Source organism: Anaerostipes faecis, from assembly GCF_910574135.1.
GTDB lineage: Bacteria > Bacillota > Clostridia > Lachnospirales > Lachnospiraceae > Anaerostipes > Anaerostipes hominis.
The window spans coordinates 1-20,324 of record NZ_CAJSYK010000010.1; the positions used below are offsets into that span (position 1 = coordinate 1).

24 protein-coding genes, 8 tRNA genes, 1 rRNA gene and 1 pseudogene are annotated in these 20,324 nt (G+C 44.4%); 30 read left to right on the forward strand and 4 right to left on the reverse strand.

The features are described 5' to 3' along the window. The 15 genes from QGT46_RS08210 to QGT46_RS08280 all read left to right on the forward strand — a co-directional run. Nucleotides 1-119: ribosomal RNA gene (locus tag QGT46_RS08210) — 23S ribosomal RNA — on the forward strand; the annotation flags it as partial. Nucleotides 120-221: 102 nt separating this feature from the next. Beyond that, nucleotides 222-294: transfer RNA gene (locus tag QGT46_RS08215), tRNA-Asn, on the forward strand. Nucleotides 295-327: 33 nt separating this feature from the next. Next, nucleotides 328-399: transfer RNA gene (locus QGT46_RS08220), tRNA-Glu, on the forward strand. 16 nt (nt 400-415) lie between these two features. Beyond that, nucleotides 416-488 (forward strand) — tRNA-Thr (locus QGT46_RS08225). Between the two features lie 34 nt (nt 489-522). Then, nucleotides 523-596 (forward strand) — tRNA-Ile (locus QGT46_RS08230). A gap of 19 nt (nt 597-615) precedes the next feature. After that, nucleotides 616-689: transfer RNA gene (locus QGT46_RS08235), tRNA-Asp, on the forward strand. Between the two features lie 32 nt (nt 690-721). Further along, nucleotides 722-794 (forward strand) — tRNA-Val (locus QGT46_RS08240). 24 nt (nt 795-818) lie between these two features. After that, a tRNA-Leu gene (locus QGT46_RS08245) sits at nt 819-905 on the forward strand. 36 nt (nt 906-941) lie between these two features. Continuing rightward, nucleotides 942-1,015, forward strand: a tRNA-Arg gene (locus QGT46_RS08250). A gap of 233 nt (nt 1,016-1,248) precedes the next feature. After that, nucleotides 1,249-1,923 (forward strand): C40 family peptidase, encoded by a 675-nt coding sequence (locus tag QGT46_RS08255; RefSeq protein WP_148459510.1) that lies wholly within the window; start codon nt 1,249-1,251, stop codon nt 1,921-1,923. A 252-nt stretch (nt 1,924-2,175) separates the two neighbouring features. Continuing rightward, on the forward strand, nt 2,176-2,763 hold the full coding sequence (locus QGT46_RS08260; RefSeq protein WP_024726368.1) for an NAD(P)H-dependent oxidoreductase: 588 nt from the start codon (nt 2,176-2,178) through the stop codon (nt 2,761-2,763). A 113-nt stretch (nt 2,764-2,876) separates the two neighbouring features. Continuing rightward, nucleotides 2,877-3,602, forward strand: coding sequence for an ABC transporter ATP-binding protein (locus tag QGT46_RS08265; protein WP_148459509.1), 726 nt, complete (start codon nt 2,877-2,879; stop codon nt 3,600-3,602). Nucleotides 3,603-3,614: 12 nt separating this feature from the next. After that, nucleotides 3,615-4,538, forward strand: a complete 924-nt coding sequence (locus QGT46_RS08270; RefSeq protein WP_148459508.1) for a SufB/SufD family protein — start codon at nt 3,615-3,617, stop codon at nt 4,536-4,538. A gap of 40 nt (nt 4,539-4,578) precedes the next feature. Then, on the forward strand, nt 4,579-4,965 hold the full coding sequence (locus QGT46_RS08275) for a metal-dependent transcriptional regulator (protein ID WP_148459507.1): 387 nt from the start codon (nt 4,579-4,581) through the stop codon (nt 4,963-4,965). 43 nt (nt 4,966-5,008) lie between these two features. Further along, on the forward strand, nt 5,009-5,773 hold the full coding sequence (locus QGT46_RS08280) for an SDR family NAD(P)-dependent oxidoreductase (protein ID WP_024726372.1): 765 nt from the start codon (nt 5,009-5,011) through the stop codon (nt 5,771-5,773). A 54-nt stretch (nt 5,774-5,827) separates the two neighbouring features. Here the strand turns inward: QGT46_RS08280 and QGT46_RS17260 are convergent, their stop codons facing one another. Further along, the gene (locus QGT46_RS17260; protein WP_235824664.1) at nt 5,828-5,968 is read right to left on the reverse strand and encodes a diguanylate cyclase domain-containing protein; all 141 of its coding nucleotides are present in this window, start codon (nt 5,966-5,968) and stop codon (nt 5,828-5,830) included. Then, entirely contained in the window at nt 5,946-6,122 is a 177-nt protein-coding gene (locus QGT46_RS17510; RefSeq protein WP_420360578.1) for a nuclear transport factor 2 family protein, read from the reverse strand. The genes QGT46_RS17260 and QGT46_RS17510 overlap by 23 nt, the downstream gene beginning before the upstream one ends. Here QGT46_RS17510 and QGT46_RS17515 point away from each other — a divergent pair. After that, nucleotides 6,054-6,221: a hypothetical protein gene (locus tag QGT46_RS17515; RefSeq protein ID WP_235824665.1), complete on the forward strand. Its 168-nt coding sequence runs from the start codon at nt 6,054-6,056 to the stop codon at nt 6,219-6,221. The two genes, QGT46_RS17510 and QGT46_RS17515, sit on opposite strands and share 69 nt — an antisense overlap. Nucleotides 6,222-6,496: 275 nt before the next feature. On the opposite strand, the pseudogene QGT46_RS08295 reads toward QGT46_RS17515, so the two are convergent. After that, nucleotides 6,497-7,102 (reverse strand): annotated as a pseudogene (locus QGT46_RS08295) (recombinase family protein). 71 nt (nt 7,103-7,173) lie between these two features. Here QGT46_RS08295 and QGT46_RS08300 point away from each other — a divergent pair. Continuing rightward, entirely contained in the window at nt 7,174-7,503 is a 330-nt protein-coding gene (locus tag QGT46_RS08300; protein ID WP_024726374.1) for a hypothetical protein, read from the forward strand. Nucleotides 7,504-7,614: 111 nt separating this feature from the next. On the opposite strand, the gene QGT46_RS08305 is transcribed toward QGT46_RS08300, so the two are convergent. Next, nucleotides 7,615-8,502, reverse strand: coding sequence for a DegV family protein (locus tag QGT46_RS08305; protein WP_148459506.1), 888 nt, complete (start codon nt 8,500-8,502; stop codon nt 7,615-7,617). A gap of 244 nt (nt 8,503-8,746) precedes the next feature. Between QGT46_RS08305 and QGT46_RS08310 the strand changes: the two genes are divergently transcribed. The 13 genes from QGT46_RS08310 (at nt 8,747) to QGT46_RS08370 (ending at nt 20,158) form a co-directional block, all read left to right on the forward strand. After that, complete coding sequence (locus QGT46_RS08310) at nt 8,747-9,418, forward strand: C40 family peptidase (protein WP_024726376.1); 672 nt, start codon at nt 8,747-8,749, stop codon at nt 9,416-9,418. A gap of 291 nt (nt 9,419-9,709) precedes the next feature. Continuing rightward, a complete protein-coding gene (locus QGT46_RS08315) occupies nt 9,710-11,665 on the forward strand; it encodes a BglG family transcription antiterminator (RefSeq protein WP_148459505.1) in 1,956 nt (651 codons plus the stop codon). 39 nt (nt 11,666-11,704) lie between these two features. Next, a complete protein-coding gene (locus tag QGT46_RS08320) occupies nt 11,705-12,589 on the forward strand; it encodes a class II fructose-bisphosphate aldolase (protein WP_024726378.1) in 885 nt (294 codons plus the stop codon). A gap of 27 nt (nt 12,590-12,616) precedes the next feature. Continuing rightward, nucleotides 12,617-13,084, forward strand: a complete 468-nt coding sequence (locus QGT46_RS08325; protein WP_024726379.1) for a PTS sugar transporter subunit IIA — start codon at nt 12,617-12,619, stop codon at nt 13,082-13,084. A gap of 17 nt (nt 13,085-13,101) precedes the next feature. Next, on the forward strand, nt 13,102-13,407 hold the full coding sequence (locus QGT46_RS08330; RefSeq protein ID WP_148459504.1) for a PTS fructose transporter subunit IIB: 306 nt from the start codon (nt 13,102-13,104) through the stop codon (nt 13,405-13,407). 35 nt (nt 13,408-13,442) lie between these two features. Continuing rightward, complete coding sequence (locus tag QGT46_RS08335; protein ID WP_024726381.1) at nt 13,443-14,492, forward strand: PTS fructose transporter subunit IIC; 1,050 nt, start codon at nt 13,443-13,445, stop codon at nt 14,490-14,492. A 31-nt stretch (nt 14,493-14,523) separates the two neighbouring features. Next, nucleotides 14,524-15,438: a cupin domain-containing protein gene (locus tag QGT46_RS08340; protein WP_024726382.1), complete on the forward strand. Its 915-nt coding sequence runs from the start codon at nt 14,524-14,526 to the stop codon at nt 15,436-15,438. 161 nt (nt 15,439-15,599) lie between these two features. Continuing rightward, a complete protein-coding gene (locus QGT46_RS08345; protein ID WP_024726383.1) occupies nt 15,600-16,268 on the forward strand; it encodes an HAD family hydrolase in 669 nt (222 codons plus the stop codon). After that, complete coding sequence (gene rpiB, locus QGT46_RS08350; protein ID WP_006566381.1) at nt 16,265-16,714, forward strand: ribose 5-phosphate isomerase B; 450 nt, start codon at nt 16,265-16,267, stop codon at nt 16,712-16,714. Before QGT46_RS08345 ends, rpiB begins: the two co-directional genes overlap by 4 nt. 28 nt (nt 16,715-16,742) lie before the next feature. Then, complete coding sequence (locus tag QGT46_RS08355; protein WP_137329765.1) at nt 16,743-17,600, forward strand: sugar phosphate isomerase/epimerase family protein; 858 nt, start codon at nt 16,743-16,745, stop codon at nt 17,598-17,600. 12 nt (nt 17,601-17,612) lie between these two features. Continuing rightward, complete coding sequence (locus QGT46_RS08360) at nt 17,613-18,611, forward strand: dihydroxyacetone kinase subunit DhaK (protein ID WP_148459503.1); 999 nt, start codon at nt 17,613-17,615, stop codon at nt 18,609-18,611. A gap of 120 nt (nt 18,612-18,731) precedes the next feature. Beyond that, nucleotides 18,732-19,373 (forward strand): dihydroxyacetone kinase subunit DhaL, encoded by a 642-nt coding sequence (gene dhaL / locus QGT46_RS08365; RefSeq protein ID WP_024726387.1) that lies wholly within the window; start codon nt 18,732-18,734, stop codon nt 19,371-19,373. A 425-nt stretch (nt 19,374-19,798) separates the two neighbouring features. After that, entirely contained in the window at nt 19,799-20,158 is a 360-nt protein-coding gene (locus tag QGT46_RS08370) for a BlaI/MecI/CopY family transcriptional regulator (RefSeq protein ID WP_301590349.1), read from the forward strand. Nucleotides 20,159-20,324 lie beyond the last annotated feature (166 nt).

A 20,324-nucleotide genomic window follows, 5' to 3' on the forward strand; every position in this document is an offset into this window, starting at 1 on the left:
AGATTTCCCATAGAGTAATCTAGTAAGACCCCTTGAAGACGACGAGGTAGATAGGGCAGAGGTGGAAGTACGGCAACGTATGGAGCTGACTGTTACTAATCGGTCGAGGCTTTAACCAAGAGAAGGTAAGGGAGATGTTTGATGAAAGGTTCTGTATGTAGTTTTGAAGGTACATCAGAGGAATAATCGAAGGAAAAAAGAGAAAGAATAAAAAGAAATGATCCTCGATAGCTCAGTTGGTAGAGCGCACGGCTGTTAACCGTGTTGTCGCTGGTTCGAGCCCAGCTCGGGGAGGTCAAAAAGACCGTGAAGCGGTCAAAGAAACAAGGCTCCATGGTCAAGTGGTTAAGACACCGCCCTTTCACGGCGGTAACACGGGTTCAAATCCCGTTGGAGTCATTCAGCTTCATACTTCGCCGTTGTGGCTCAATTGGCAGAGCAGCTGATTTGTAATCAGCAGGTTACCGGTTCAAGTCCGGTCAACGGCTTCATACACTTGGACATTAAGTGGTGAGAAGATAAGGACCTTTAGCTCAGTTGGTTAGAGCAATCGGCTCATAACCGATCGGTCCGGGGTTCGAGTCCCCGAGGGTCCATTTGTATACAGTTATTTCTGGCCCGGTGGCTCAGCTGGTTAGAGCGCCGCCCTGTCACGGCGGAGGTCGTGGGTTCGAACCCCATCCGGGTCGTCTCTTTTGCTTAAAAAGAGTAATTTATATTTGGGATCATAGCTCAGCTGGGAGAGCATCTGCCTTACAAGCAGAGGGTCATAGGTTCGAGCCCTATTGGTCCCATTTTGAGAGAATTTCTCTCAGGATGCCGTTGTGGCGGAACTGGCAGACGCACAGGACTTAAAATCCTGCGGGACTTATACTCCCGTACCGGTTCGATTCCGGTCAACGGCATTGAGCACTTGTTACAGGTGCTGTTTAATTTCATATGTGGGCGTAGCTCAGCTGGATAGAGCGTCTGGCTACGGACCAGAAGGTCGGGAGTTCGAATCTTCTCGCCCACGTAAAAACCCTTATAAATCAATGATTTATAGGGTTTTTTATTTATGCACCATACGATTCATGATAAATGTCAGGAGTTTATGGAAAAAATGACGGAAAATTTCCTATTTTGTATGTTAGAAGGTTTACTTTACAGAAGTGTTGTGGTATAATTCATAACTGTAGATCAAATGTAACAATACTGTAATAAACATAAAATTAATATAAAATATCGAAGTAGGAAGGTAACATCTTTATGAAGTCAATATTAAAAAAGACAGCAATATGTCTGCTCGTCTTTTCTATGATCATTACATCAGGATTGGCAGTCCCGAAAAAGGAAGTTCATGCAGCACAGAGTACATACGACGGACGGATATGGAAATCATGGGTAAAACTGAGAAAGTCCAAATCTAAAAAATCTAAAGTGATCCGTAAAATTTCAAAGGGAGAACCTGTGCAGGTTCATTACACGAGCGGGAAATGGAGAAAGGTTACATACAAAGGCAAGACAGGATTTGTCCTGAAAAAATATGTGTACATTAACACAAATGCTCCTGAACTGGCAGGAACTGAAGAAGAAAAAGGACAGGCAGTGGCAGCCTTTGCCCAGCGTTTTGTTGGCAACCCATATGTATGGGGAGGAACAAATCTAAACAGCGGTGCCGACTGCTCCGGTTTTGTCGGGGGAGTATACCGTTCCTTCGGATATAAGCTTCCGAGAACGTCTTCCGACCTCAGGAAAGCGGGCAGAAAGGTATCTTATAAAAACAAGCAGCCTGGAGATCTGATTTGTTACAGCGGCCATGTAGCCATGTACATAGGCAACGGCAAAATCGTCCATGCCAGTACAAGAAAAACAGGGATTAAGATTTCTCCGAGGGCCGATTACAGAAAAGTAGTTGCCGTGAGGAGAATCGTAAGAGAATAGATCAAACAAAATGTGCAAGAGAGATCCTGCACATTTTTTTTCATTTCATAGGAAAGTTCTACGACCTTCCCTATGAAATAAAAACGCTCCCCGGGTTGTGCACAGATGCGTAAGGAAATCATTTGCCTTTGGCAAATCGCATCTGGCACACAAAGTTGTCAAGCCCCTCAAAGATTGAAGGGTTGGGGAGCTGAAGTGTGGGCTTGACCACTTTGTTCTGTTTCCATAATGTTTTGATATAAGGAGGAGCGTATGAAATCAATCTTATTTGTCAATGGATGTATCAGGGGAGAAGAATCCAGAACGTTACTGCTGGCCAGGCGGTTTCTTGACTGTCTGAGAGGGAAATATGAGATCACAGAGGTGAGTGGTCTCTGTCTGCCGTTGGACCGTGAGGCCCTTGAAAAGAGGGAACGTCTGGCAGTTCAGGGGAATTGGGATGATCCGGTGTTTGATGAGGCCAGGAGATTTATGCAGGCGGATGCGGTCGTGCTTGCGGCTCCGTTCTGGGAAGGAACATTTCCGGCTGCCGTACACGCTTATATCGAACAGATTTGTGTTACAGGCATGACCTTTGGATACAGGGAGGACGGAACCGCAGAAGGCTACGGAAGGGCAAAGAGAGGCGTATTCTTTTCCACAAGGGGAGGAATTTATTCTGAGGGGCCAAATAAGAAGGACGACCACGCCGAAAAATTTCTTGCTTCCGTTTTTCGTATGCTAGGAATCCCGAAGACAGATACGGTGACCGCAGAGGGACTTGACATCATTGGAAATGATGTGAGACTCATCATGAATCAGGCACTGAGAGAGGCAGAACTACTGGCAGGGACTTTTTAGGGAAATGAGAATGAATCTTTTCCAAAACATGGACAGAATTACTTGAAAAACAATATAAAATACGGTTATATAAATATGATAGAATTCAAAAGACAAGAAAAGAGGCTGCAGTTATGTTAAACGTAGAACATTTATCGTACCGGATCAATGAAAATGGTGCAGATGTGCAAATATTGGATGATGTGAGCTTCTCTGTCGATGACGGGGAAATGCTTGTTGTCACAGGACCCAACGGCGGAGGAAAATCAACCATCGCAAAGATTTTAATGGGGATAGAAAAAGCAAGCGGGGGTAAAATCTCTCTGGACGGAGAAGACATCACAGATTATACCATAGACCAGAGGGCGAATGCAGGCATAGGATTTGCATTCCAGCAGCCTCCAAGATTTAAAGGGCTGACGGCTTCCAGGCTGCTGTCTCTTGCGGCAGGGGAGACACTGAAGGATGAGCGGTGCTGTGAATTGCTGAGCAGTGTCGGGCTCTGCGGAATGGAATATAAAGACCGGGAAGTGGATGCCACTCTGTCGGGGGGCGAGATGAAAAGGATCGAGATTGCCACCGTATTTGCAAAAGACCATAAAATATGTATCTTTGATGAACCGGAGGCAGGCATCGATCTTTGGAGTTTTGCCATGCTGATCAAAGAATTTGAAAAAATCCACAGGGAAAACAAGGCAAGTCTGATCCTGATCTCCCATCAGGAGAGGATCATCCGGATGGCAGACCGCATCATGATCATCAGAGACGGGCAGATAGAAGAGATCGGGTCGAAGGAAGAGGTTTATCCGCACCTCATGGCAGAAGAATCTGAAGAGCAATGTGCCTTCATGCAGGAATAGGGGGATAAGGACATGAAATTAGATCAAATAACGGCGGGAGTGCTGGAGGCTATCGACGGTCAGGGGTTTGTACAGAAAGGCGCTTATAACTTGCGTCAGAACGGACAGGCAGTATGTCACGGCGACAGTGAGAATGTCCGCATCGTAAAGAAGCAGGACAAGCCCGGGATTGATATCTTTATCAGCGGGAAGACAAAAGGTGAGGCAGTGCATATACCGGTGGTTGTTTCTGCTTCCGGTATCACAGATGTGGTCTATAATGACTTTTATATCGAGGACGGTGCAGATGTCCTGATCGTGGCAGGATGCGGCATTCACAACGACGGGGACCAGGAGAGCAGGCATGACGGCATTCATGCATTCCATGTGGGCAGCCATGCCAATGTACGGTATGAGGAGCGCCATTACGGGGAAGGAAAAGGAACCGGCGGCAGGGTTTTAAATCCTGTCACGAAAATCGATGTGGAGGAAGATTCTGTTTTTACACTGGATACGACTCAGATCAAAGGGGTAGATTCGACGATACGGGAGACACACGTGGAGATGGGGGCAGGGTCCAAACTCTATGTAATGGAAAAACTCATGACACATGGGAACCAGCAGGCCATATCAAACATGGACGTACAGTTAAACGGGGAGGAGAGTTCTGCACAGATCATATCCCGATCTGTCGCCAAGGACACATCCACCCAGGTCTTTCATCCGAAAGCCATCGGAAATGCACTGTGCCATGCACATGTGCAGTGTGATTCTATTATCATGGATGATGCAAAGATCAGTTCTATTCCTGAGATCAACGCAAATCATGTGGATGCTCAGATTATTCACGAGGCAGCCATCGGGCGTATTAATAATGATCAGCTCATAAAGCTGCGTACTTTTGGAATGACCGGGGAAGAGGCAGAAGCAGTGATCATAGAGGACTTTTTAAAATAATATTTAAAACAACAGGAGGAGAATAAGGGGGAGTATCAGGATGCTCGAATCAAGGGAAAATTATCTGGAAGCTATCTTAATGTTAAAACAGGAATTAGGGCAGGTGCGCTCTATCGATATAGCCAGAAAATTAAATTACAGCAAACCAAGCGTCAGTCGTGCGGTCGGGATTTTGAAAAAAGGGGGTTATATTCTCGTGGATGCAAAAGGATATATATCCCTTACATCTGAAGGGCTTAAAAAGGCCGAGTCTATCTACGAGAGACACAGGACGCTGACTTCGCTTTTTATGCAGATTGCAGGAGTGCCGGAACATGTGGCCGAGGAAGATGCATGCCGGTGTGAACATGTGCTGAGCGCCCAGACCTTTCAGGGGATCAAAATGTTTTTAAATGAAAATGGAATAAGAAGAAGAGAGGGTATATAATAAGAGAGAGATAAGGCAAACAGCTGTGCAAGGAGGTAGCAATATGGGAAGACTTGAAGGAAAAGTTGCAGTCATTACCGGTGGGAATTCCGGGGTAGGTGAACAGGCGGCAAAGCGGTTTGCAAAGGAAGGCGCCAAAGTCGTTATCACTGCCAGGAGAAAGGAAAAGCTTGAGTCTGTGGCGGCGGATATAGAGGCCGCCGGATGCACAGTGCTGGCACTGCAGGGCGATATTTCTGTTCCCGGAGACGGCAAAAGAATCGTAGAAGCAGCCGTAGAGCATTTCGGTACGTTGGATATTCTGGTGAATAATGCCGGGGTGCTGGACGAAGGCCTGCTTCCCATCGATAAAGTAGCGGACAGCGAGATCGACAGGATCATTGACATCAACACAAAGGGAACTATGTATTTTATCCGTGCAGCGCTGGAAGTCATGCTGAAAAATAAGAGCGGATCAATTATCAATGTGGATAGTATTGCAGGAGTAAATGGGGGCGGGGGAGCTGCCTACGTGGCTTCCAAGGCAGCAGGCCTGGGTATTACCAAGCACACGGCTATGCGATGTGCAAAAGACGGTGTTCGGTGCAATGCCATTTGTCCGGGCATGATCAAGACTCCGATGACAGCGGGACAGACGATGGACTCTATGGACCCAGATATGATGGGGGCCATGGCTGTACATTCCGATTTGCGGCTTCCTGCATGTTCAGCAGAAGACGTGGCAAATTCCATTTTATTTTTGGCCAGTGACGAGTCTGCTCCTATCACAGGACAGTGTATTGTGCTGGATTACGGCGCAAACCTCTAAGAATTATATGGGCCCGGGATTTTCTCATAGGAGAAGATCCCAGGCCTTTTTCTTTTAATTATGTAAATCAGAAAGTTCGGAACAATAACAGATGTGATTATTTTCATTATTTTTCGCGGAGTACAGTGCCTTGTCAGCATTGGACCATAGGGTTTGAAAATCTTTTCCGTGATCAGGATAAAAACCGATGCCCACAGAGACATATAGTCAGATAGTCAAATTGGGAATAATAAATAGTCTTTTTGTCCACCCGACTGAAATCCGGTACAGAGCGGTGAAGATGAAGAAGTTTCCATCCATTGTCCGTATGCTCCGTAATCATGCTGAAACGAAGATGGAGAGCCGGCAGATTTGTACCGCTGTTCCGTCTGCTGAGTTTGATTTCGCCGGTTATGAGAAAAAGACTCTCGCGCAGGCAGGAAGCTTCATACCATTCTTTATCAATTGAAAAAGTATTTTCAGCGCAGGGAGTTCCAAAGCTTTTGAGAAATTCAAGGGAACTCTGACAAAACTCCCCGGGACCCGTCCCGATTTCTGTCATATGGCAGTCTAAAAATCCCTCAATACTTTTTTCGTCGTTAATGATATTATTTTTATAGGATAAATCCGAGACAGCAAATGTACCGGATTCAAAGATTGTTCCGAGATTATTTTTTGATGGGATGATCCGGATGCCATAAAAAATAAATGGGCAAATAAGTCTACTTTTTTACCCATTTATTTTCATGAGCGTCCTTCTTCTGCCTGCCGGACCCATTTGAAAAATGTGTTGTGAGTGGTTCCAAGTTTTTTAGCAGATTCCCGGCCGCTTATTTTTTCTGCCTTCCAGAGTGTATAAATGCGGTCAAACTCCTTTGGTATTTCTTTAGGCGGACGCCCAAAACTGACGCCTCTGGCCTTGGCTACAGCAATTCCCTCAGCCTGCCGTTTTCTGATCTGCTCCCGTTCTGTCTGTGCAACGTAAGAAAGAATCTGCAGCACCAGATCAGATATAAAGACACCCGTCAGGTCCAGAGCATTTTTACCGCGGGTATCCAGAAGCGGAAGGTCAGTGACAACGATGTCGGCCTTCTTGCGTTTGGTGATAGTACGCCACTCTTCGATAATCTCTTCATAGTTCCTGCCCAGGCGGTCAATGGACTTTACGAAAAGAGTGTCTCCCGGCCGCAGCTTTCCAAGCAGTTTCTTATAAAGAGGCCGGTTAAAATCCTTTCCCGACTACCGGTCAATAAAAATATTATGTTTGGGTATTTTCAGGTCCTTCATCACTGCCAGCTGCCGTTCCACATTCTGATCTTTGGACGATACCCTGACATATCCATAATCCATTTCTCTCCCTCCTTCTACAAAATGTAACAGAAATATTATCCCATAAGGAACAGCATAAATGAAAAGGAAATATGTGCCGCAGAAGAAATAACGGGGAAACATTATCTTATGACGATATGCTGAGGGGAAGAAAGGTCGCCGATACACTGGGATTCGGGATCTTTGCTGAGATTATTTTTGAAGGAGATTTAAGGGTTTGTTTCAATGACGGTGTGAATGTAAGGAGCTTCAGGCAAGGAGATAAAATACCCGGAAATTATGACAATGACCATACCTGTTTTTTCGGACTTCTGGACTCTGCCAAACCAAACTTGAGTGCCAAGGCTTTTCTTGCGACTAAGCAGCGGATTCCGGGTCTGGGAAACGGTGTACTTCAGGATAGTGCAGGAAAAGCACAATAGGCTGACAAGGTTCCAGATATTACAAAAATTTCTCAGTTTAATGTAGTTTGTTATCACTATTGGAGGAGCGCATTTCAAAGCGCGACGGAAATAGTGATAACAAACTCATACTTAATCCGTCCGTTTATCTCCTTCAAAGAACAGGGCGACCGTTCCCGGTCCCGTATGGGCGCCGATGACGGTTCCCACACTATTGATCACTACATGGCCGTTTAGATTAGGAAATGTGGCTTCTACCAGGTCCGCAACCTGTCTGGCATCTTCATAGCAGGCGGAGTTGGAGATGAAACATTTACCGCTGTAGTCTGTGCCGTCTTTTGCGTGTTCTTCCATTTTCTTAACGATTTCTTTGACGGCCCGTTTTTTTGTTCGGATCTTAGCACGGGGGATCAGATGCCCCTCAGAGTCCATATTCAGCAGAGGACAGATGCCGAGCATCGTGCCGATAAAACCTGAGGTCTTGGAAATCCTCCCTCCGCGGATGTAGGAAGTGAGATCTGTGGAGAAAAACCAGTGGTGGATCTTCAGTCTGTTGGTGGCTGCCCACTCATAGACATCCCGGATGCTGTCCCCGCGGTCTCTCAGGTCTGCGGCCATATCTACGAGCAGTCCATAGCCGGAAGATGCGCCCAGAGAATCTACGAGAAAGATCTGCCGGTCCGGGTATTTTTCTAACAATTCATCCCTGGCGATGCTTGCGGAATTAAATGTTCCGGAGATACCTGAGGACAAACTGATATGCAGAATGTCCCGGCCATTTTTCAAAAAAGGTTCAAAAAATTCAATGTATTCTTCTACATTTATCTGGGAAGTGCTTGCCAGAGCACCTTCCTGTATTTTCTTATAAAACTCTGGAAATGGAATACTCTGCCCAAGATCATCCATATAATCCTTTCCGTCTAACGTTACATGAAAACATACATAAGGAATGTTACGGCGTTCAAAGTATTCTTTTTCCATATCTGCCGTGGAACAGCAGGTCAAAACAAATGGTTCCATAGTACTCCCTTTTCTCTTTCTTTGGGTCGATTGTCTGTTAGCTTCTATTATATAAGAAATTCCAGGAATTATCAAATATGAGCCTGACAGCAGAGAAGAATCGGACTTGTTAATAAAATATGAATAAATATTACGATATTATTACAAAAGACTTTACAATATTATTACGGCGTGCTATAATTCATAAATGTAAACAAAATGTAATAATTACGTAATATATAGAAAGAAGTTGAGTGAGGATACAATGAAAGCAATCGCAAAGAGAACAGCAATTTTTGCAGTTGCATGTTTAATGATAACAGGTACGGCGGCAACATCGCTTCCAGAAAAAGAAGTGCAGGCAGCCTCGGGTTATACCGGATATATTAAAAGTGCAACTACAAGTTTAAAACGGAGTAAATCAAAAAAGTCAAAGACATTAGTCAGAATCAAAAAGGGAAAGAAGGTTACCGTTTACTATACAAGCGGCAGCTGGAGAAAGATTTCCTATAAGGGAAAGACAGGATTTGTCCCGAAAAAACGTGTAAAGATAAGCACAAAAGCACCAAAGCTCAAAGGAAGTAAAAAAACAAAAGGAAAGACAGTGACAAGTTTCGCTAAGAGGTTTGTAGGAAACCCTTACCGCTGGGGCGGAACAAATTTAAATACTGGAGCTGACTGCTCCGGCTTCACAAAAGCCGTCTACCGTTCTTTTGGATATAATATCCCGAGAACTTCCTCCTCTCAGAGAAGAGCAGGAAAAAAGGTTTCTTATAAGAAGAAACAGCCGGGAGATCTGATCTGCTACAGCGGACACGTAGCCATCTATATCGGAGGCGGAAAGATCGTACATGCAAGTTCCAGAAAAACAGGCATCAAGATCTCACCAAAAGCGAATTACAGGAAAGTCGTATCTGTACGGCGGATTGTAAGATAAATACCGGAAGATAAATATCATACCGGCTAAAGAGAAAAAGCCCATGGAATCATTACCCCCTATCCTAAACTTATGATTCCAGGGCTTTTTTTCCATGTTCAGAAAAGGTTAGGCGTAGTAAAATAGAGAAAGCATTCGGTAATTTTAAAAATTATACTAATTGTACCGAAATAAGTGCAAAAACTGATTTTATGAGATATATACAAAACCGATGAAGGATATTAAGATTAATACATAAGCAAGATGCTTGCTTAACTTCATCGGTTTTATTCATTGAAGGAGGCCTACGAGATGAATAATTTACAGGAAAAAGTAATACGTAGAATGATTGATACGTATGGTTTTTTCACCACTGATGAACTTTCTGAAATGACAGGAGTTTCTGTCAGCAGCATCAAACACTCTTTAAGTGATATCAGCCGTGAGATAGAGAAGTATGAAGCAAAACTATTGACGGCGCCGCGAAAAGGACTGTGTTTGGTTGCAACGGAAGAACAGAGGGAAATGATCCTGGATGACCTCAATGAATATGCCAACAAAGACCCGGAATCGTTCTACTATCGAAAGAATTACATATTAGATACGTTATTTTACTATCCGGCCAAATATACCATTCAGCTTTTCGCCGAAGAGCTGTGTGTGAGTAGGAATATCATTCAGAAAGATCTGAAGCATATTGAAGACTATTTAAGTGAGTTTAACCTGACACTTACAAAAGTAAGAAATCAGGGGATTCAGATCAAGGGAGATGAATTTGATCTAAGACAGGCAATCGTGGATTCTGAAAACAAAAAGTATTGGAAACACGCCTATATTGAAAAGCTGCCTGAAAACTTAGACTACCGAATCAGCAAACGGGCCTACACCTTTTTTACCGACCATTATCCTAAAGAAAACATTATGAAGGTGCAGGACAGCCTCCGGAAGGCAGAAGAGTTTTTAAATCAGATCTTTGTGGATATCTCTTTTTGCCGGCTGACGGAATACTTACTACTGACAATCAACCGTATCGGGGAAGGGAAAATCCTCCAAAACGCGGGAAGCCGAAAGATGACCAAGTTAGATACTTCTTTCCTCGATGCGGCTCGGTTGATATTAGATGAGATTATTTCTCAAAACGGAGATATGTCATTAGAATACCAGTTTCTGGCCGCTAAGCTGATGGTTGCAAAGACCTGCGGACACGGAAACCGCCCTAAGGATGAAAGATATGAGAATATCGCACTGGACTATCTATCCATTGTCCTGGCCGTGATGAAGAAAGAAAACGTATTAAAAAATGAGGTTCTTATCAATGACGTCAGTTCATTTTTAGAAAAGATCACGATCAAACGTGATTACAAATTAGTGGAATGGGACGACCTGCACAGAGATGTGCAGCATCAGCTGCAGGATGTATATGCGGCATGTATGACTTATATTTTTGACATTGAAGGTAAGCTATCTGTGATATTGACCCAGGATGAGATTGCATGGATCGCATTGTTGATTCACAATGCGATGATGGACATCAGGGAGGGACGCCAGGCAGTTTTAATGACTGCAACTGATCCTCATACCGCAAGGTACCAGAAGATTAAGATTGAGAATGCAGTTGAAGGACTTGAGATTATAGACAGCATTCATATACGGGACTTTCATCCGGAAACAATGAAAGGACAATTATTGATTTCTACGGTTCCTCTAAAGGAGCCGAGGGAAAATACAATTGAAGTGACAAAACATATCGATCAGGCGGACATCAACAAAATCGCCGTAAGTCTGGATGAACTCGATCATGACAAAAAAATGACAGATGCGCTGGAGACGACAAAGAAGACTTTCAGAGAATCTTTGATCTTAACCGACGTCAATGTCATGGAAAAACAGGATGTGATACAGCTCGCAAGTGACCTTTTGTATGAACAGGGATTCATAGAGAAAGGATTCAGCCAGGAAGTGTGGAAACGGGAATTAAAAAGACCGTCCACCGTCGGAAGAAACATCGTTATGCCGCATATTTACAAAGATTATGTGAAGCAGAGCGGAGTTGCGGTTGTAAGGCTAAAATATCCGATCTCATGGACGCCCAACGAAAAGGTACGGCTGATGTTCCTGATTGCGATTGATTTTGAAACCTCGGAGGAGATTCTTAGATTTTTCCAGTATTTCTATGGGATGATCGGCAATAAAGAACTGATCGGACATCTTCTGGATGCGGAAGGGCCCAAAGAGTTTTATGAGATTCTAATGAGTGAAGCAGGGTAACAATGGCCGAAAGGCTGCTAATTTAAAGGAGGAAGCACTATGTTAGTAAACATGAAAGAAATTTTAGAGATCGCAGAGAAGGAGCAGTATGCAATTCCATGTATCAACACTCCGAACGTGGAAACCATCCGTGCAGTCATCGGTGCGGCAGAAGAATTAAACACACCGATCATCATTGACCATGCACAGGTACATGATCCGCTCATCCCGATCGAGAGAATCGGGCCGGAAATGTTAAAATATGCGAAGGCAGCATCTGTACCGGTTTGTGTACACTTAGACCACGGCAGTGACTATGATTTCGTACTTAGAGCTTTAAAGGTCGGATTCCCGTCTATCATGTATGACTGCAGCGCACTTCCTTACGAAGAAAACTTAAAGAGAGTAAAAGAATTCGTAAAGATCGCTCATCCTGCAGGAATCACAGTAGAGGCTGAACTGGGAGTTATGGCATCTACTGCAGAGGATACTCATGGAGAAGAGGACGCAGAGAGCCGTGTTCTGACAAACGAAGATATAAAAGAATTCTTCACAGAGCCGGAAGAAGCAAAAGCATTCGCTGAAGAGACAGGATGTGATGCACTGGCTGTATGCTTTGGAACTATGCACGGAATTTACGCAGAGCCGCCGGTATTGGACATTGACAGAGTGAAAGCACTCCGCGCAGCGATTCCGGATACATGCCGTGTCGTTATGCATGGAGCTTCAGGAGTAGAATTCTCTCAGGTACAGGAAGCGATCACAGCAGGATGCTCTAAAGTAAATTACTACTCTTACATGGCAAAGGCAGCCACAAAATTTGTAGCAGACCGTGTTGCTGAGACAGATGGAAAGATTGCATACCATGAATTACAGGAAGAAGCCTATGAATTCATGAAAGGATATGCAAAAGACGTAATCAAGGCGTTTAAAAACGGGAAATAAGATTCGTAAAGGGAGGGAAAACATTTCATGAACAGTGTGGACTTATCCGAAGTGCTGCTCGATGAAATGGTGATCCTTGACCGGGAACCGTTTAAGGACAAAGATGACATGTTTAATGTGATGACCAGGCAGTTTGAAACGGCAGGACTCGTTTCAGACGCCGGGGCATTCAAAAAGGCTTTGGAATTTCGGGAGACTTTGGGGCCGACTTACATGGGCAATATGATTGCCATCCCTCATGGGAAATGTAAAGAGGTCCTGACACCCGGAATCGGATTCTGCAGATGCAGGGAGCCGTTCATTTATGAGTCTGGCGGGGAGTCAGGCGAAGTAAAGTACATCTTTGTTCTGGCGATTTCTGAAAATCAAGAGAATGATTACCATTTGAGAGTGCTGGCAACTTTGGCAGGATTTCTGGCTCACGACGAGTTTTTGGCATTATTAGAAAAGGCTGAAAGTTATGATGAGTTGATCAAAGGGATCAAAGAACTTTAGAAAAGGAGGGATGTATCATGAAAGTTGTTGCAGTGACATCGTGCGCGACAGGGATTGCGCACACCTACATGGCGGCAGAGGCGATTCAGAAAATCTGCAAGCAGAAGGGTTACAAGTGCAAGGTTGAAAAACAGGGAGCACTTGGAATTGAAGACAAGTTAAGAGACCGTGACATCAAGGAGGCTGACTTGATCGTATTTGCCAACGATGTAGGAATTACAAAGGAAGAACGTTTTACACCTTACAAAGACAAGATTTTTCAGACAAAACCACATGCAGTGATCAAAGACCCAGGTATTATTTTTAGTGAAGTAGAAGAGTAGAAGAGAGAATTAAAATATGAAGGGATGGATGAAAAATGAGAGACGTAGTAGATGATATTAAGGAAGCGTTTTTAACCGGTGTTTCATATATGCTGCCATTTGTAGTGGCAGGAGGTATTTTAGTAGCTTTAGGGTTCTTGCTGGGAGGATACGATATCCCCAATACAGTAGAGCCGGGAAGAAATTTTGCCTCAACCATTTTCTGGATCGGTAAAATTGGTCTGGGAACTTTCATGGTACCAATTTTAGGTGCATATGTAGCTTTCTCAATCGCCGACAAACCGGGAATCTGTGTTGGAATGTTCGGAGGATGGCTGGCAACTGACCCTTGGGGAATGGGATATTCTTCAGGATTTATCGGAGCACTGATCGCAGGTATTATCGCAGGATATCTTGTAAACTGGTTAAAGAAGATCCCGCTTCCTAACGCTGTGAGATCACTGCTTCCAACCTTGTTCATTCCGGTAATCGGATGTGCGGGTATTTGTTTGCTGATGCACTATGTGATCGGAGGACCTTTAGGGGCATTAACAACAGCATTGACAACAATGTTAAACAACCTGGGAACTGGAAACCTGGTACTCTTAGGTATTGTGCAGGGATGTATGCTGGCATTTGACATGGGTGGTCCGTGTAACAAAGTTGCCTACGCATTTGCCCTGGCATGTATGGAAACAGGAAACTACGCACCGATGGCTGCTAACTTTGTAGCTTGCTGTGCACCGCCTCTTGCAATGGCATTTGCAATGTTAGTTGCACCAAAGAAATTTACAAAAGAAGACAGAACAGGAATCGCCGGATGTTTTGCAGGGGCGTTATGTATGATCACGGAGTTTGCAATCCCGTATGCTGCAAAGAACTTAAAATACATCCCATGCTTTATGGTTGGTTCAGCTGTAGGATCTGTAATGTCTTACTTATGGGGTATTACAATCCGTGCACCTCACGGTGGAGTATTCGTAGTATTTGCAATGAATAAAGTGATTCCATTCTTTATCTGTTTGATCGTTGCAGGAGCTGTCTCAGCTGCATTGATCGTACTTGTATCTAAAACAAAAACAGAGCAGGAATTGGCAGAAGATTAAATAATAATTTCAACAAGACAGGAGAAATAAAATGGCAAAGTTATTTGATATCATGGGACATTTCCCATTTGATCCGGACAAAAAGAAACCGATGCTGATCCGCAAACAGGATTATTCTACAGCGTTATATCCGCCGGACAATGCATTTACATCCGACAATACATTCACAATGATCACAACAGATACCTTTATGCTCGGTATTTATGAGTTGGGACCGGGAGGAGTATTTGCACCGCTTGACATCCATCCTGGAGATGAGTCTTACTACATCTTAAACGGACCGGTTGTACAGAGGAGCGGAAACGGACAGTTTGCTTACTTAGAGACAGGAGAGGGACTGTTTATGCCGGAAGGTGCTTGGCACTGCTGCCATAACTTCTCAGACCAGAAGGCAAGAATCCTTTACTTCATCACTCCAAAAGCATGGAGCGAGTCCATTCCTCCGGCTGTTATCCCGACAGAGGAAGAGACAAAGTTCTACAAAGGACCGAACAATGACAACCTTCCGGATATGAGAGACAAGATCCAGGATATCTCCCGTCAGGGATGCACCGATGATATCGGATGCTGGCCGGTAGACCCGACAGAAGCAAGAAAGACCGGAGCTGTTTACGCAGTGCGTGATTTTGAAAAATTAAACAATGTACACGGAACAACTCATCCAATGCTTATGAGATTTATCACAAGCAACGATTACGGACACTTCGGTGAAATGATCCTTCCGGCAGGTGGATACGGACCGAGATGTTCAGATCCTGACACACATGCAGGAGACGGAGCACTCTACTGTGTTGACGGACCGGTGACCGTAAACTTGGTTGACGCACAGGAAAGCTTTGTTATGGAACCCGAAGATACTTTCTTCCTTCCGGCAGGAACGAAATATCAGTTAGTGAACTTTGAAGCTAAACCGGTGAAGGTTGTATTTGCAGTAACTGAATTATAATCCCATCCATGAAATCACGATAAGATATACATAAATCAACGCAGGAATAGAACCGCCGCAGTGATTGGTGTATAATTAAGAAGAACACATGGTGATTTGCCTTGAAAAGATTCTTTGCGGCATGCCGTGAAGAATCTTTTTGGCAGGAAAGGGGATAAACGATGGGACAATACAAAGGCATAATTTTTGACTTGGACGGGACACTTCTTGATACGATCGGAGATCTTACGGATTCCGTCAATGAGGTGATGGAGAAGTTTGGATTTCCTCTCCACGGTCCGGAAGACTACAAGAAAAAAGTAGGAAACGGATTTAAAAAGCTTGTGGAGAGAAGCCTTCCTGAGGATGCCAGGGATGAGAAGACCATCGATGATGCGGTGGCTGTCTTTGTAGAAGCTTATGACCGGAGGTATCTGGATAAGACTGCTCCCTATGAAGGGATTTTGGAACTGTTGGCGAAGCTTTGTGAGAAGGGGATCGCCCTGGGAGTCAATTCCAACAAGAGATCGGACTATACCAATGCACTGATTGAAAAATTTTTTGCACACATCCCATTTGTGGATGTGTTCGGAGAGAGAGAGGGAATACCGAAGAAGCCGGATCCGGCAGGGGCGCTCGAGCTTTTAAAACTCATGGGGCTTAAAAAGGATGAAGTGCTTTATATCGGGGATTCTGATACAGATATGCTGACAGGAAAGAACGCAGGCCTGGATACGGTCGGCGTTTCCTGGGGGTTCAGGGGAAGAGAAGAACTGGAAGCATATGGGGGAACTTTTGTGGTAGACAGGCCGGAGGAGATATTAGGTCTGTTGGAAAGGAGCGAGCAATGAAAATTTCTTTAGGATGTGACGAGGCAGCCTTTGACTTGAAAGAGGCGATTAAAAAGCATCTGGAGGATGCGGGACATGAAGTGGTAGACAACGGTGTGGGACCGGGAGAAGTGGAACTTTACCCGGATGTGGCAGTGCGTACCTGTGAAAAAGTAACAAGCAACGAATGCGACAGAGGCATTCTTGTATGCGGAACAGGAATCGGAATGGCGATGACAGCCAACAAGGTACCGGGAATCCGTGCGGCAGTCTGCCATGATCCGTTCTCAACAGAGCGCTCTATCCTGAGCAACGACGGAAATGTTATGTGTATGGGAGCAAGAGTCATTGCACCTCAGCTGGCATTATATTTACTGGACATCTGGATGGGACTGACCTTCAAAGACGGACCGTCCACAGAAAAGGTAGAACGGATCACATATTACGAAAAGCAGTTCAGCAAATAGGACCAAACATTTTTAAGGAGGGTTTTCTATGGATTTTAAATTTGGAGTGGATACATTTATCTGGGCAGAGGCTTATGGGGAGGAACATCTCTGGATCATCCCAAAGGCAAAAGAACTGGGATTTGAAGTCATTGACTTTGCGATTTCCAATCCATTTACATTTCCAGTAAAACAGGTAAAGGCTGAACTGGAACGGGTGGGTATTGACTGTGTCTGCACGACAACACTGACACCGGAGACGAACCCGATCTCCCCGGATCCAGAGATTAGGGCAGCGGGCGTCAAGGCCATGAAAAAATGCGTGGATATCTGCAACGAACTGGGAGCGCCGATCCTGGGCGGAGTAAACTATGCAGGCTGGGGTTATCTCACAAAGAAACCAAGAACACAGGAAGAATGGGACTACGGTGTGGCATGTATGCGTGAAGTGGCTGAATATGCTAAAGAAACAGGCGATGTGACCATCTGTGTAGAGTGTGTCAACCGTTTCGAGACACATTTCCTCAACATTGCGGAGGACGCTGTTCAGTTCTGCAAGGATGTGGGGACAGGAAATGTCAAAGTTCATCTTGACTGCTTCCATATGATCCGCGAGGAGAAGAGCTTTGCCGGAGCTGTAAAGACCTGCGGAAAGGAATATCTCGGATATGTGCATGTCAATGAAAATGACAGGGGAATCCCGGGAACCGGATTGGTGCCGTTTAAGGAATTTTTTACTGCATTAAAGGAAATTGGTTATGATGGACCGTTAGTCATTGAATCCTTTGACCCAAGCTTTGAAGAACTGTCCGGCAACTGTGCGATCTGGAGAAAGTTTGCTGATACAGGAGAAGAACTTGCCATTGAAGGACTTAAGAATCTGAAAGCCATCGCGGCTGAGATATAGGAGGGAGAACAGATGAATCGAATTGTAAACAATCCCGATTACGCTGTTGAGGATATGCTGAAAGGATTTGTTAAGACGCACAAGGATATTGTGGCACCTACAGAAGATCCGCGTGTCCTGAAATATAAGGATGCACCGGTGGAAGGCAAAGTAGGAATTGTCACCGGAGGGGGATCCGGACATAAACCGGCATTTATCGGTTACATCGGAAAGAATATGTGTGACGCGGTAGCTGTCGGGGAGATCTTTTCTTCACCGACTGCCAAAGCATTCCTGGATGCCATGAAGGAGGCTGATTCCGGTAAAGGCGTTGCCTGTCTTTATGGAAACTATGCCGGAGACAACATGAATGTCAAGATGGCCATGAGAAAAGCAAAGAAGCTCGGAATTGAAGTAAAGACCGTTGTGGCAAATGATGACTGTGCGTCTGCACCAAAAGATGAGCTGGAAAAACGCCGCGGCGTTGCGGGCGAAGTGCTCATGTGGAAGGTCGGAGGAGCAAAGGCTTCCATGGGTGCCGATCTGGACGGAGTCATTGCAGCGGCACAGAAAGCGATCGACAACACGAGATCCGTAGGAATTGGAACCGCACCGTGTACCATCCCTGCTGTGGGACATCCGAACTTTGAGATCAAAGACGGTACGATGGAAATTGGAATCGGACATCACGGGGAGCCGGGGATCAATGTGCAGCCGTTAAAGACCGCCAGTGAGGTCGCAGATGAGATGCTGAATATCATCCTTCCGGACCTGCCGTTTGCAGAGGGAGACGAAGTGGTAGTGCTTTTGTCAGGCCTGGGGGCAACTCCGGTAATGGAACAGTATATCGTGTATGACCGAGTGGAAGAAGTTCTCGCAGAAAAAGGAATCAGTGTTCACAAGGCATATGTGGGTAATTACTTTACTTCCCTTGAGATGATGGGTGTGACGCTAACTGTCATGAAGCTTGACGATGAACTGAAAGAATGCATCGACATGCCCAGCGACTCTGTCGGTTTAAAACAGCTGTAAGTCCGGCGTTTTCCATAAATTTGGAGCATCACTGGACCCAAAACAAATTGAAAAGTGTGATCCTTATGTTACAATAAATAACAGAAGAAGCAGTCTGAGTTTAAAGTGAGGAGAAGAATTATGTCAAGTTTTAAAAATGCGGAAGCAGGAGTCATTGTTGATAAGCTGATCAAGACGATTCAGGAGCAGAGGGATTATCTGAGCGAGATCGACGGAAAGATCGGTGACGGTGACCACGGCATCAACATGAATAAAGGGTTTACCATGTGTGAGGAAAAACTCAAGGGACAAACCTACAATATGAGTGAAGGCCTGTGTACCCTTGGAGAGACTCTTTTGGAGGACATCGGAGGTTCTATGGGGCCATTGTATGGACTGTTATTTGATGAATTTTCTGCTGCCAGTGAAAATAAAGAAGTGATCGATGCTGAAGTATTTGGAGAGATGATCAGCGGAGCCGTGGAGGGGATTCAGGAGATCAGTCCGGCCAAGGTTGGTGACAAGACCCTTTTGGATACTTTGATCCCGGCAAAGGAAGCTTTTATGGAAGCCAAGGATGCAGGCAAGGATTTTGCAGAATGTCTGGATGCCATGAACGAGGCTGCAAAAAAAGGATGGGAATCCACCAAAGACCTGGTTGCAAAGATCGGACGTGCAAGCCGTCTTGGAGAGCGTTCCAGAGGTGTTCTGGATGCGGGAGCTACAAGCTGTTATTTTATTATCACGGCGATTGGGAATGGAGCAAAAGAACTGCTGAACTAAATCAGAATTCAGGAATAATGTGACTTGTTTTTGTGAAAGTCATAAAAAGAAAAATGCACCGAATTATGAACTGTCCCCCAAAGTTAGATCAAAAATCTAATGGCTGGGGGCGGTTCATTTTTTTGTTCTTTCATAGGAAAGTTCTACGACCTTCCCTATGAAATAAAAACGCTCCGCGGGTTGTGCACAGATGCGTAAGGAAATTATTTGCCTGCGGCAAATTGCATCTGGCACGCAAAGTTGTCAAGCCCCTCAGAGTGAGGGGTTGGGCGTTGAAGTGGGCTTGCCCACTTTGTTCAGAAAGATATTTTATAATGTTTTATATAGTTACTTGAAAATAAACACGATATGTGCTAAAATATTGTTTATAGTGATAAACAGAAATGAGGAAAAGAAGATTGGAACACAAAGATATGCTCAGCGGCATGGAAAATATAATTATGAAATCTATTTGGAGATTAGAAAAAACGGAAAAAAGGATAACAGTTTATGACATAATCCAAAGTCTGAAGGAAAATTATGAAAAAAAGTACAGCCGGGCAACGATCAGAACATATTTGACGAAACTCGAAAAAAAAGGTTTTATACGTTTGAAATGGGAAGGCCGTTACAGTTACATAAGTTCTCTTGTAAAAGAAAAGGCATATCAGAAAAAACAATTGGAAAATATGAAGGAATTTTGGTTTGATGATTCTTTATCGGATATGATATGTGCTTTTACGGAAACCATTTCACAGGAGGAAGCGGAAGAACTTAAAGATTTAGTAGATAAATTAGGAGATTAGAATGAGGGGTGGTATAGGGCTAGTTAATATGATTACAATTTTATTTTATAGAACCAGGAAATGAAGAAAGATACTGTATAGTGAAGCAAAGTGTAAAAGACAGAGAAGGGAATAGCATAATGATATTATGCGGGTGAAGCTATGAAACATAAATGCTGGCACATAA